This window comes from Pseudoalteromonas sp. SWYJZ12 (assembly GCF_015864395.1).
Taxonomy (GTDB): domain Bacteria; phylum Pseudomonadota; class Gammaproteobacteria; order Enterobacterales; family Alteromonadaceae; genus Pseudoalteromonas; species Pseudoalteromonas arctica.
The window spans coordinates 59,285-72,500 of record NZ_JADYXH010000012.1 but is presented as its reverse complement, the minus strand read 5'-3'; the positions used below and the strand labels follow the sequence as shown (position 1 = coordinate 72,500).

Here is a 13,216-nt window from a genome sequence, read left to right as displayed (position 1 = left end):
GATTTTTAGTCAATTTGAATAGCTAAATTGGTAAAATTACTCGATTGGAGGGTTTTTAGTTCCGTTTTAGTGAACTTAAAGTACGAAAACCAGCTTAGAGTTTCATCAGGCTCAATAAGTTGATGCTCTTTTAAATTAAGATATTGAGAGTAGCAACGTGCCTTTAGCATTACTTCTGTTAATGGCAGTAATGTATCGCCCTTATCTACCCCATTTACTAGCTGCTGCATGACACCTTTAAACGGTAAATATTTAAAAGCCATTTTGTCTATTACTTTGGCGCTTACTTCTATCGACTTATTGCTAAGTAGAGTGGTTAAAAATAGCGGGTCGGGCTGTAGCTCTAATAATGCGGTGTGTAAATCTTTTTGGTTTTCATTTCGGGCTAACTGCACTTTGCGTTGCCATACTTTCTCAAACGTTTTTAAGTACAAGCGCACTAATGCAATTCGTCCTACATCTAAAAGCATACCAAGGGTAAATGCATGAACGTCATTTACATTATTAATTTGTGCAATTTTTTGCGCAGCAATGGCGTTTGCCATGGCACTGTCACGTAAACGACGTTTTAATAACGAAAATGGTTCGGTGCTATGTGGCATCCAATGGCGGGCAGCAAATGTAGGAATAACTAGCTGTAAGTTATCAAGGCCAATATAACGAAGGGCGAGCGATGGCTTATCTACTTTTACAGACGTGTTTTTACTACGTTGATTACGATAGTAAGGTAAATTAACGAGCGTTACTAACTCCCTACCCAACCAGCTTATATCATTAACCAATGGCTCTAAACGCCCTACCGACGCTGACTTTACCGCTAATATATCGAGTATATTGGCAATGCCATCTTCAATACCTATGGTGCTATGAATTACGCCATCTATATCTTCGAGCTGCTTATATATAGCTGTTTCAATTGTTTTGTGCAGTTGCTCACTCGCTTGAGCGCGGTACTTATGATGTGCAGTACTGCTTTGCTGGCGTTTATTCTGTGCGGCCACTTCAACCTGAAGCAAAGTGCGTTGCTTCATGGGTTCGCCGTAATCTATATCTAATGTATGGATGAAACCAATTTGCTGATGCGCAAAGCTGTGCCCAAGCAATAAGTCATGAGCCCGTTGGCTTAGTATTTTGGCATTACGCTGCTGGGCTACAAGTTCAGTCATGACATCCATTAATAAAGTATTAAATGCTCTGTGTATTATAACATTAGAAGCGAGTTAAAAAGTTATCAAGCAGTTCTAAGCCTTGATCAGTTAAAATAGCTTCGGGGTGAAACTGCACACCTTCGATTGCTAGTTCTTTATGAAGTAACCCCATAATTTCGTCAAACTCGCCTTGCTCAGTCTGAGTCCATGCGGTTACTTCAAGTTCTTTAGGCAGCGTTTGTGCTTTAACCACCAAAGAATGATAACGACACACTGTTAACGGGTTAGCTAAACCTTTAAACACACCTTTGTTAGTGTGAACTATGGGTGATGTTTTACCGTGCATTACTTTTTTAGCACGAATTACATCTCCCCCTAAAGCTTGTGCGATAGTTTGATGTCCCAAGCAAATTCCTAAAATAGGATATTGCCCTTTTAGTTGCTCAACAACATTTAACGAAATACCCGCTTCGTTAGGGGTGCATGGCCCTGGCGATAACACGATGTGCTGCGGGTTTAACTGTTTTATTTGCGCAATGCTTAGCTCATCATTACGTTTTACTAAAACGTCTTGATCTAAACGCTGAAAATATTGCACTAAGTTGTAAGTAAACGAATCGTAGTTGTCGATCATCAACAGCATTACACAACAGACCTTATAAATTATTGACCACTACTTTACACAAGTGGTACTAAGCGCTGCATTCTACCACTATTAATTCGTCAACATAAATGAGGTTTGTTTATCTTACGTTAGAGCTATCTTTAGAAGGAATATTAGAATTATAAAGAAGCCGGCTAAAAAGCCGGCCTTAATGCATTATTGTACGTTTATAACCACTTTACCCAGTGCTTGGCCACTTGCTAAGCGGTCATGCGCTTTAGCTGCGTCTTCTAAACTAAAGTCTTGCTCATCAAGTACTGGGCGCATACCGCCTGCTTCAACAATTTGCGCAAGTTTAGTAAGTTTGTCGCCGTGGTCTTGACGGTTAAAGTCATGGATCATTGGAATAAGCATAAAGATTACGTTTAACGATAACCCTTTAAAGTGTACTGGGCTTAAGTCTACTTCTAATAAAGAGAGCGTTGTAGATACCTGGGCATTTAGCTTTGCTGCTGCAAACGAGTTAGTAAGGTTACCGCCTCCTACCGTGTCAAACACCATATCAAAGCCCACATTGCTGGTATGTTTTTCAACGTATTGCTCTACAGTTTCGTCTTTAAAGTTAATGCCTGTAGCGCCAAAGCTTTCTATTAGTGCTAGTTGCTCTGCGTTACCGCCAGTTGAGTAAACATCAGCGCCAAAGTGCTTAGCTAGTTGTACTGCTAAATGGCCTACACCACCTGCGCCACCGTGCACTAACACTTTTTGACCTGCTTTTACATTTGCACGCGTTAAGCCTTCAAGTGCAGTAATACCTACAAGTGGAATAGCGGCTGCTTCTTTCATGGTTAAATTTTTAGGTTTGTGAGCAATTAAGCGCTTATCAGCAAGCATAAACTCAGCAAGTGCACCTGGTAAATCGCCTAGGCCACCAGCACAACCGTAAATTTCATCACCTACAGTAAACTCTGTTACACCGTCTCCCACAGCTTCAATAGTGCCCGCAAAGTCCATACCTAAAATGCCTGGTAACTTTGGAGCAAATGGTAAATCGGCACCCATTTGACGAATCATCATATCAATTGTATTTACGCTAGTTGCAGCAATGCGAACCAATACGTTACCTGCGGTTACTTGTGGTTTTGCAACCTCTGCTGCTACAAACTCTTCAGTGCCACCAAAATTATTAATTGTCATTGCTTTCATGAGTGTTGCCTCTATTAGCTGTTTATAGTTAATGTGTAATGAGGTTTCATTGTAGCTTTGCCTTTAATAAATGATAATAAGGCTAAATACACAATCTGTTTCAACATAATATTGAGAATCAAGTATGAATAATGACCATCTTGCTTTGTTTGTACGCATTGCTAATACATATAATATAAGCCTAGCAGGAAGAGAGCTTGATTTATCACCAGCAGTAGCGAGTGCATATATTAGTAAGCTTGAGGAGAACTTAGGAGTACGACTTATTAATCGTACTACGCGCAAGGTGTCGCTGACCGAAGAAGGCGAGGCATTTTTACCTCATGCACAAGAGGTGCTAGCAACATTAGAAACCGCACGCGCCTCGGTAGGTGCAGGAAGCTTAGTGCCGCAAGGTACATTACGTATCACTGCGCCTGCTTCTTTTGGACGAATGCATATAGTCCCTGCCTTAAAAAGCTTTATGCAAAAATACCCAGGGCTGACTATAGATTGCCGCTTTAGCGATACTATTGTTGATTTAGTAGAAGGCGGTTTTGATATTGCAATTCGCGATGCGGCACTTAAAGATTCAAACCTAATTGCTCGCAAACTGGCATCTGATAACCGTATTGTATGCGCATCGCCTGAGTATATAGCTAAAAACGGCTTGCCTAAAACACCGCAAGATTTAGTTAATCATCAAATTATTAACTTAGCCAGTATAGAGAGCTGGGGTTTTAAATCAGGTAAAGACACTCTTAATATTAAAACCAAAGGCGCACTTCGTTTTGATAACGGTGAAGCCGTTCGTGATGCGTGCGTACAAGGGTTAGGTATTACTATTAGTTCAAATTGGTGTAGCTATAAATATTTAGAAGATGGCAGCCTAGTAGAAGTGTTAAAAGACTTTCCGCTGGTAGCTAATGCCGATATTTGGGCTGTATATCCAAGCAATAGATTATTAGCCCCTAAGGTGCGTGCGTTTATCGATCATTTTATTGCCTACTTTGGTGAAGTCCCTTATTGGGAAAAGCAGTAACGGCTAAAAAGTAAAAACGGTTGTTTGTGCTACATCAAATTAGCGGCTCGATGGTTGAATTATATCTATGTAAGCCCCAGTGTATTATATGAAAGGCAGTAATTCACTTATACAACTCACTTACTTGTGAGCTCATTTATATCCTACTAAGGAGCGAATATGTTAGGCGAAGACCACTCATTAACAAATGACTTTCCAGAGTACTTAAAGACCATTGCCGAGTTAAATGAAAGCGATACTGAATTTGCAAAAAAAGCAGATAAGTACGACAAGCTAGATAAAGAGATTAGGGTATTAGAGCTCAAAGATGCGCCCATAAGCGATGAGCAAATGCATCAACTAAAACACGAACGTACAGAACTAAAAGATTGGCTATACGAACGCTTGCAGCAAGAGCAGTAATGCCACTAAAAAAAGAGCTCACTGATGAGGTGAGCTCTTTAGATCAACAATGGATATTTTCTCTAAAACTTTACAAAGCCACCCACAGGTTTCATAAATACACTGCTTGGGCCTGCAAAGGCTTGTGCAAACTCTTCTGATAATTGACTAAATACCGTTACTTTATCCATATCAACTACGCTTAAAAATAGTGGGCCACTTTCGCCCCAACCAGCAAGATGCGCTTTAGCAGCATCTTCATCTTGGTAACGCTCGTAAATATGTACACTGCGTTTGTCTTCACTTACTGTCCACTCATACATTAAAGTGCCCGCTTCACTTTTAGCCAAAGTAACTAATCGCGCCATTACCAGTAAAAACTCATCGTATTTACCTTCTTTAATTTGGCCTTGTACTGTCCAGGTAACATGATTTTTCATTATGCTTTGCCTAATTTAAGCTGTGCTAAAATACTGTCTAACGTATCTACTAGTTGTTGATTTTTAGCATTATCAAGTGCATCAACATGAGGAGGCGCAAAGCGTCCTGTATCGTTATCAAAATACAGGCCTGCGGCATCTTTAAATTCATCACTAAGCGCTGCGCGACAAAAAATATTTGCGCCAATTTTTAAATCGCCGCCATCTATACCGTAAGCGTCTTTTACCATTTTACTTCCTAGTAACGATTTAGGGTTTACCGATACAACTAATGGCCCAGTATCTTTAAGCTCCAGCCCTAAATGACGCGACCACATAGTAATAGCCAATTTACTTTGTGCATAAGCCGCACTATCAGAAAGCTCAGTGTTACCTGTAAGTGCATTTAAGTTAACGCTTGATTGCGCAGCTGATGAGACATTAACCACTCGCGAATTACGACCAAGGACAGGTAACAATAGTTTTGTAAGAAGATATGGCGCAATCGTGTTTACAACAAAGCGAGCATCAAGGCCGTCAATTGTTGTAGCATCAACTAATTGATAAACGCCTGCATTATTAATAAGTACGTCGAGCTGGTTATTATTTTCGGCCAAATCGGCTAATACATTTTTTGCAAAAGTTTGAACTTGGCTCATATCGCTTAAATCAGCAATATAAGTATGTGTACTCGCATTTGGGTATTGCTCGGTTAAAGCTACTTGTAGCGCGCTGAGCTTTGCTTGGCTGCGGCCATGTAATAATACGGTGTGACCTTGTGCTAATAACATCTTTGCAGTTTCTAGCCCAATGCCATCGGTAGCACCGGTAAGTAAAATTGTTTTGTTCATGTTGATCTCTCCTTACTTTATTTTCGCTATATTAGCACCCCGACTTACTGCTGATAATTAGGCCAATAGTTGAATCAGTTTATAGAATTAATTGATAAAGCTAAGCCTATGTTAGTTAATATAAAAGCATTCCTTTAAAAGACAGGTGAGTGTTTAAGCTGAATGTTTTTTATGCTTTTATTTGAATTACCCAGTAATCATAACTATTGTTTTTAAACCCCCTTAATAGTAGTATTTATCATATAAATACGCTTTTCGAGAAATAACATGAAAGTTTTAGTTACTGGCGGCATGGGTTACATAGGTAGCCACACATGTATTGCATTGCATGAAGCAGGTATTACACCTGTTATTTATGATAACTTGTCTAATGCAAGTGCGCGGGTACTTGACCAACTCGAAAAGATTACGGGTACTCGGTTTGAGTTTATTTTGGGCGACATACAAGACGAGCAACAGTTTAAGCTCGCTCTAAAACACACTAAAGCCGAAGCTGTCTTTCACTTTGCAGCTTTAAAAGCCGTTGGCGAATCTACCGAGCAACCGCTGCGTTATTATCAAAATAACGTGTCGGGCACATTAAGCATGCTACAAAACATGCAAGAGGCAGGCGTTAACCATATTATATTTAGCTCATCGGCTACTGTGTACGGCGAGCCAGACTACCTCCCTATTGACGAAAAGCATCCTATACGCGCAACTAATCCTTATGGTTGGACTAAAGTCATGGTTGAACAAGCCATGCAAGATGTATGTAATGCCAACAGTCAATTTATGGGTATTGCGCTTCGTTACTTTAACCCAGTAGGTGCACACCCAAGTGGTTTATTAGGTGAAAGCCCTAATGGTATTCCTAATAACTTAATGCCTTTTATTGCTCAAACTGCAGTAGGTAAACGCGACGTGGTTAATATTTTTGGTGACGACTACGACACCGAAGATGGCACAGGCGTGCGCGACTATATTCATGTTTTAGATTTAGCGAAAGGTCATGTTGCGGCATTTATGCAGCATAAAACAGATACCGCCTTCCATGCTTACAACCTAGGCACAGGGCAAGGTTATTCTGTGCTTGATATGATCAACGCATTTAGCGCATCAGCCAATAAAGATATTCCGTATAAGATTGCACCGCGCCGAGCAGGTGATATTGCCTGTAACTACGCCGATGCCACAAAAGCGCAAAACACACTTAACTGGCACGCAGAACTAACACTTAGCGACATGACAAACGACACATGGCGCTGGCAAACTAATTACCCAAGTGGGTTGGAGAGTTAATATGGCTTTATTAGAAAGTACTCACAGACGTAAAAATCCGCTAACGGGTCGTTGGGTATTAGTGTCACCACATCGTAATAACCGCCCATGGTTAGGCGCAACAGAAGCCGTTAACGAAAACGTATTACCAAAACACGATGACAGCTGCCCACTTTGCCCAAGTAATACCCGTGCAAATGGCGACAGTAACCCTGATTACAAATACACACACGTATTTAGAAATGACTTTGGCGCATTAACGCCTAATGCCAGCGAGCAATTACAAAGCTTAGAGTCAGACAGCGATTTATTTATTGCCGACGAAGCCAGTGGCGAATGCCGCGTAATTTGTTTTTCTCCAGAGCATAATAAAACACTACCAGAGCTTAGCCAAAACGCATTGCACGAAGTAGTAAAAACCTGGAAACAAAATTACACAGAGCTTGCACAGCAGTACGAATGCGTACAAGTTTTTGAAAATAAAGGCGAGATCATGGGTTGTTCGCAACCTCATCCTCACGGCCAAGTATGGGCTCACTCGCATTTATCAACCGAAATAGAAGCCGAAGATAACCAGCAGCTTGCCTATTATAAAAAGCATGGCACAGCCATGCTTGCCGATTACGCGCAAAAAGAGCAAGCAGATAAAACTCGTGTTGTATTTGAAAACGAACATTGGCTTGTTGTTGTGCCATTTTGGGCAGCGTGGCCGTTTGAAACAATGCTAGTAACTAAAGATAACATTCAAAACTTTAGCCAGCTAAACGATGCGCAAACCGACTCCTTGGCTCAGGCACTTAAAGTATTAACCACTAAGTACGACAACGTATTTAATTGCAGCTTCCCATACTCAATGGGATGGCACAATGCACCGGCTAATAGAGGCTCTGATGAGCAACATTGGCGTTTGCATGCACACTTTTATCCGCCGCTACTTCGCTCTGCTACTGTTAAAAAACACATGGTAGGCTACGAAATGCTAGGCGAAAGCCAACGCGATTTAAGCGCAGAAACCTCTGCTTCTATTTTAAAAGCAGCCAGTACAACACACTATAAAGATACAGCAGGACACACAGATGAAGCTTAACGAATTCCAACAACAATTTTTGTCACTGTATGGCGCGCCTGCTCAAGGTATTGCAGCAGCACCGGGGCGTGTAAACCTCATTGGCGAATTTACCGACTACAACGACGGTTTTGTTTTACCGTGTTCGTTAGAGTTTCGTACCCAAGTAATGTTTAAAGAGCGCGACGACAATATTATCACTGTGCATTCTTTAAATTACCCAGGCGAAAAAGACAGCTTTAGCGTTGATGAAGAAATCACTGAAGGCCAGTCGCAATGGGGTAACTACATTCGTGCTGTTACTTATGTTCTTAAAAGAGCGGGCTACACACTGCGTGGCGCCGACCTACTTATTGACAGCAACTTACCGCAAGGTAGTGGCTTGTCGTCATCGGCCGCACTAGAAGTTGCTGTAGGCGGTATGTTTAACCATATTGCACAGCTTGGTTTACCGCCAGAGCAAATTGCGCTATTTGGTCAAGAAGCCGAAAACGACTTTATGCATTGCCAATGCGGCATTATGGATCAGCTTATTTCAGCTAAAGGCGAGAACGGTCATGCGCTATTAATCGACTGTGAAAACCTCGCAACTAAATCAGTTAAAGTTCCTGATGATTTAAATATTGTTATTGTTAATTCAAACTACCCGCGTAAGTTGGTTGATAGCGAATACAACCAGCGCCGTATTGACTGCGAACAAGCTGCTGTAAAAATGGGTGTAGAAACACTTCGCCAAGCCACCATGGCTGGCCTGCAAGCAGTAAAAGCGACATTAAGCGAAAACGAATATAAACGTGCACACCACGTAATTAGCGAAAACGACCGTGTAATTGCAGCAACTACTGCACTACAAAATAACAATATGGATGCACTTCGTACGCTAATGGCTGCATCGCACCAATCGCTTAAACACGATTTTGAAGTAACCGTACCTGCAACCGATGGCCTAGTAGAGATTTGTAAAGAAGCGATGGGCGAGCGTGGCGCAGTTCGTATGACGGGTGGCGGCTTTGGTGGTGCTATTGTATGTTTGTGTCGCGATGCGGAAGTACCACTAATTAAAGCTGCGGTAGAAAAGCATTACTTTGAGCGTTTTAGCCTAAATGCTGATATTTACGTATGTTCAGCGGGTTCAGGATTACAAATTACGTCTTTTTAAATAAACTTAAGGAATAAGCATGGCAAAGGTTAATTGGGGAATTATTGGGTGTGGCAATATAGCTCACACCTTTGCTAAAAGCATTGCGCATTGCAGTGATGCACAGCTTATTGGCGCTGCATCAACGAGTATGCAGCGCGCTAAAGAATTTGCCACACCGTACAATATTCAAGGCTATGAGAGCTATCAAGCTCTTATGCAATGCCCAAATATAGATGCCGTATATATTGCCAATACCCACGATCAACACTTTAAAACTATCGCCCAATGCTTAAAACACAATAAGCACGTGCTAAGCGAAAAACCGATTACCGTTAATGCTAAGCAATTGCAAAACCTCACTGAGCTTGCAAAGCAACAAAACTGCTTTTTAATGGAAGGCGTTTGGATGCGGTTTTTACCAGCCATAGTAAAATTACAACAACTCCTAAATGAAGGTGTTATTGGTAATGTGCACAGTGTTAATGCCAACTTTAGTTTACCTGGCAGCTTTGCCGACACTCACCGATTAATGAATCCTGTAACAGCCGGTGGCGCCCTGCTCGATTTAGGTATTTATCCTATTTCGATTGCTGATGTGGTATTTAATAAAACCCCTGAACACATCAAATCCTTTGTACATAAAAGCACAACCGGCGTTGATGAGCGAAGCACTGCTATAGTTGATTACGGTAACGGGCAATTTGCATCTCTTGCCAGCGCACTGCAGCAAAATGGCCCAACAGAAGCATGTATTAATGGTGAGCTTGGCTATATTCGAATACCTCAGTTTGTAGGTGCACAAACGCTAGAGCTACACATAAAAGACCAAGACCCTCAGTACTTTGAATACAACTTTAGTGACGATGAAAACTTTAAGTTTGAAATTACACATGTCACGCAGTGTATATTACAAAAACATACCCAAAGCAGCGTGTTGCCCCTCGGTACTAGCTTACGAGTTATGAACATCATGGATACCTTGCGAGCACAATGGCAGCTGCAATATAGCAATGTCGTCGAGTCGGCTGAACTGACAAATTAAAAAATAAAAATACACAACAAGGACACACAATGACACACACACTCAAGGCGCTTTCAAAAGCCATATTACTTGCAACGTGCAGTTTATCTGCCAGTGTAGCTGTTGCTGAATCTAATAAACCAGAGCAGCTATATCCGCCAATCACTAGCGAAGTACTGCCAGAGCTTGCAGCTAAAGGTAGCTACAATGTAGGTGTGCAAACACTTGATTTAGTTAACCCTGCGCAATTTGACCCCGCTACACAAGGCCAAAAAGATCGTCCTTTAAAAGTAGAGGTGTGGTATCCGGCTGCAAATACAGCAAAAGCGCCACTTACCAGCTACACCGATCAAACTCGCTCAGGTAAAGAGTTTACTCTGCAAGCCGATGCAATGCGTGATGTCACCATTAATAATAAAGAGCACTACCCTGTGATAGTGCTTTCGCACGGTTATACCGGTTACCGTACAATTATGTACTACCTTGGCGAGCATTTAGCGTCACACGGTTACATTGTGGTAGCTATTGATCATACTGACTCAACCAATGCCGATGTTGATTTTAATAATGCGCCGTTCTCTGGCTTTTTTAGCACGCTTATAAATCGCTCACGCGATCAGCAGTTTGTTATTAATTACTTTAACGAACAAAACAACTTTGCAAGTAAGCAAGTAGATAACAAAAGCGCAGGTGTAATTGGTTACTCAATGGGTGGCTATGGCGCTGTAAATACGATAGGTGGTTGTTACGCTTTTAATGAGCAAACAACGGCTATGTTTACGGGTATGAAAGACCCTGCTCAAATTAAACAAGTACAGCAATTACTAAACAGCTGCGCTGGTGGGCAATACCAAAACCCAAAAGTAGACCCACGTATAAAAGCGATGGTAGCCTTTGCACCATGGGGCGGACAGCACGCTATATTTGATGCCAAAGCAATGGAAAATATTAAAGTACCTTCGCTTTATATAGCCGGTAACTTAGATGACATTTCAGGCTATGAAGGCATTAAAAGTCTTTATGAACAAACAGGCAGCAAAGATAAGTACATGCTTACTTACAAAAATGCACGCCACAATATTGCACCACACCCAGCCCCTGCTATTGCACAAAGCAGCAGTGAGCTAGATATAGGCCATTACTACGAGCCTTCGTGGTCTATGCGTACACTAAACGAAATCAACAAACACTTTGTACTTGCCATGATGGATTGCCACGTAAAAGGCATAGCCAGCGAGTGTAAATACTTAGATTTACCACAAAACGGCGACCAAGCTGTTGTTGATGGTAAGCCGCTGCCACAGTGGCGCGGGTTTGATAATCGCTTTTCTACCGGTATGGATTGGCAACAAGCTAAACCTCACACCAAGTAATAATAAGCTTTAAGCGGTTGTTTTAATCAATAGCCGCGTACGCCCTTAAAATAATGCAAAAATAAAACGCCTTTTATATAAAAGAGTTACCTGAAAATATTGGCGTGTTTATTTTTTAATCTGCTATTTTAAGAAAAAACCATTGCCATTAACTTCGGTTAAAGGCAATCTAGTCATATATAAGATAAGATAAATAACACAAATATCATGTCCAAATACATACTCTCAATTGATCAAGGAACCACAAGCTCTCGGGCCATCTTGTTTACAAAAGATGCAGACGTTTTTGGTACAGCACAACAAGAATTTTCGCAGCATTTTCCACAAAATGGTTGGGTAGAACACGACCCTAACGATATTTGGCAAACAGTGCTTAGCACTAGTCGCGAAGTGTTAACTAAAAACGATGTAAAGCCTGAAGAAATTATTGCCATTGGTATCACCAATCAGCGCGAAACCACTTTGGTATGGAACAAAAAAACAGGCAAAACAATTTATAACGCTATTGTATGGCAAGACCGTCGCACCAGTGACTATTGCGAAAGCCTAACAACTGAAGAGCTTTGCCAAACGATAAGCGAAAAAACAGGCTTACTGCTCGACCCTTACTTTTCGGCTACTAAAGTTCGTTGGATTTTAGATAACGTTGAAGGCGCACGCGAACAAGCCCTTGCAGGCGAACTTGCCTTCGGTACGGTTGACACTTACCTACTTTGGCAGCTAACAGGCGGCAAAGAGCACCGCACCGATGCAACCAATGCATCGCGCACCATGTTATTTAATATTCATACCCAGCAGTGGGATCAAGAGCTTTTAGAGTTATTCGACATTCCAGAATCGATGCTGCCAGAAGTAATGGATTCAGCTGACGAGTTTGGTTCAACCAGTGCTGATATTTTTGGCGCGCCAATTCGCGTATGTGGTATTGCAGGCGATCAACAAGCTGCGCTTGTAGGACATGCATGTTTTGAACAAGGCATGGCTAAAAGTACTTACGGTACTGGCTGTTTTTTAATGCTTAACACTGGCGAAAAAGCACTGACCTCAGAAAACCGCTTACTGACCACTGTTGCCTACAGATTAAACGGCAAGCCAACTTACGCCATTGAAGGCAGTATATTTATGGCTGGCGCAACTATGCAGTGGATTGTTGAAGGCTTAAAGCTACTTAGCCATGCTGGCGAAAGTGAGTCGATGGTTAAAGATGTACCGCTCGATCATGGTGTATTTTTAGTGCCTTCGTTTACGGGTTTAGGCGCTCCTTACTGGGACCCTAATGCGCGTGGCGCTATTTTAGGGCTAACACGCGATTCGGGTATTAGCACCATAGTTGCCGCAGCGCTGCAATCAGTTGGTTACCAGACCAAAGATTTACAAAAAGCGATGGAGCGTGATGGTCTTCGCCCAAGTGTGCTTCGTGTAGATGGCGGTATGGTAAAAAATAATTGGGTTATGACCTTTTTATCAAACATTTTAGGCGCAACAGTTGAGCGCCCAACTGTGACCGAAACCACTTCTTTAGGCGTAGCATATTTAGCTGGCTTACAAACAGGTGTGTACGAGTCGACTGAGCAGTTATCTAAAATGTGGACATGCGACCGTCGTTTTGAGCCAACCATGAGTGCCGACGAGCGTAACGATCTATACGCAAAATGGCAGCACTGCGTAGCTCAAGTATGCTTAACGAATAAAAACTGCCCATAGTAAATACTAAGTGGTTAAGGC

At 41.8% G+C, this 13,216-nt stretch carries 13 protein-coding genes; 8 read left to right on the top strand and 5 right to left on the bottom strand.

Annotated features, from left to right (window positions below; all coding sequences use genetic code 11):
- Positions 1-5: 5 nt before the first annotated feature.
- From I6F42_RS13640 to I6F42_RS13630, 3 genes are all read right to left on the bottom strand, one after another.
- The gene (locus I6F42_RS13640) at positions 6-1,166 is read right to left on the bottom strand and encodes an HDOD domain-containing protein (RefSeq protein ID WP_010555015.1); all 1,161 of its coding nucleotides are present in this window, start codon (positions 1,164-1,166) and stop codon (positions 6-8) included.
- A 43-nt stretch (positions 1,167-1,209) separates the two neighbouring features.
- Positions 1,210-1,791 (bottom strand): aminodeoxychorismate/anthranilate synthase component II, encoded by a 582-nt coding sequence (locus I6F42_RS13635; RefSeq protein ID WP_010555016.1) that lies wholly within the window; start codon positions 1,789-1,791, stop codon positions 1,210-1,212.
- 177 nt (positions 1,792-1,968) lie between these two features.
- Positions 1,969-2,958, bottom strand: a complete 990-nt coding sequence (locus I6F42_RS13630) for a zinc-dependent alcohol dehydrogenase family protein (RefSeq protein WP_010555017.1) — start codon at positions 2,956-2,958, stop codon at positions 1,969-1,971.
- 124 nt (positions 2,959-3,082) lie between these two features.
- Between I6F42_RS13630 and I6F42_RS13625 the strand changes: the two genes are divergently transcribed.
- Together I6F42_RS13625 and I6F42_RS13620 are read left to right on the top strand one after the other, a co-directional pair.
- Positions 3,083-3,979 carry a LysR family transcriptional regulator gene (locus tag I6F42_RS13625; RefSeq protein ID WP_197152481.1) on the top strand — a complete coding sequence of 299 codons (897 nt, stop codon included), beginning with the start codon at positions 3,083-3,085 and terminating at the stop codon, positions 3,977-3,979.
- 159 nt (positions 3,980-4,138) lie between these two features.
- Positions 4,139-4,381 (top strand): YdcH family protein, encoded by a 243-nt coding sequence (locus I6F42_RS13620; protein ID WP_007580070.1) that lies wholly within the window; start codon positions 4,139-4,141, stop codon positions 4,379-4,381.
- A 62-nt stretch (positions 4,382-4,443) separates the two neighbouring features.
- On the opposite strand, the gene I6F42_RS13615 is transcribed toward I6F42_RS13620, so the two are convergent.
- Positions 4,444-4,800, bottom strand: coding sequence for a putative quinol monooxygenase (locus tag I6F42_RS13615; RefSeq protein WP_007580068.1), 357 nt, complete (start codon positions 4,798-4,800; stop codon positions 4,444-4,446).
- Positions 4,800-5,630: an SDR family NAD(P)-dependent oxidoreductase gene (locus tag I6F42_RS13610; protein WP_197152479.1), complete on the bottom strand. Its 831-nt coding sequence runs from the start codon at positions 5,628-5,630 to the stop codon at positions 4,800-4,802. Before I6F42_RS13610 ends, I6F42_RS13615 begins: the two co-directional genes overlap by 1 nt.
- 267 nt (positions 5,631-5,897) lie before the next feature.
- Here I6F42_RS13610 and galE point away from each other — a divergent pair, with 267 nt between their 5' ends.
- The 6 genes from galE to glpK all read left to right on the top strand — a co-directional run bounded on the left by galE (position 5,898) and on the right by glpK (position 13,195).
- The gene (galE, locus tag I6F42_RS13605) at positions 5,898-6,911 is read left to right on the top strand and encodes a UDP-glucose 4-epimerase GalE (protein WP_197152477.1); all 1,014 of its coding nucleotides are present in this window, start codon (positions 5,898-5,900) and stop codon (positions 6,909-6,911) included.
- Position 6,912: 1 nt separating this feature from the next.
- Complete coding sequence (locus I6F42_RS13600) at positions 6,913-7,977, top strand: UDP-glucose--hexose-1-phosphate uridylyltransferase (protein ID WP_197152475.1); 1,065 nt, start codon at positions 6,913-6,915, stop codon at positions 7,975-7,977.
- Positions 7,967-9,115 carry a galactokinase gene (gene galK, locus I6F42_RS13595; RefSeq protein WP_007580059.1) on the top strand — a complete coding sequence of 383 codons (1,149 nt, stop codon included), beginning with the start codon at positions 7,967-7,969 and terminating at the stop codon, positions 9,113-9,115. The genes I6F42_RS13600 and galK overlap by 11 nt, the downstream gene beginning before the upstream one ends.
- A gap of 19 nt (positions 9,116-9,134) precedes the next feature.
- Positions 9,135-10,139, top strand: a complete 1,005-nt coding sequence (locus tag I6F42_RS13590) for a Gfo/Idh/MocA family protein (RefSeq protein ID WP_197152473.1) — start codon at positions 9,135-9,137, stop codon at positions 10,137-10,139.
- Positions 10,140-10,168: 29 nt separating this feature from the next.
- Positions 10,169-11,491, top strand: a complete 1,323-nt coding sequence (locus tag I6F42_RS13585; RefSeq protein ID WP_197152471.1) for a dienelactone hydrolase family protein — start codon at positions 10,169-10,171, stop codon at positions 11,489-11,491.
- A 207-nt stretch (positions 11,492-11,698) separates the two neighbouring features.
- Entirely contained in the window at positions 11,699-13,195 is a 1,497-nt protein-coding gene (gene glpK / locus I6F42_RS13580) for a glycerol kinase GlpK (RefSeq protein WP_197152469.1), read from the top strand.
- Positions 13,196-13,216: the final 21 nt, after the last annotated feature.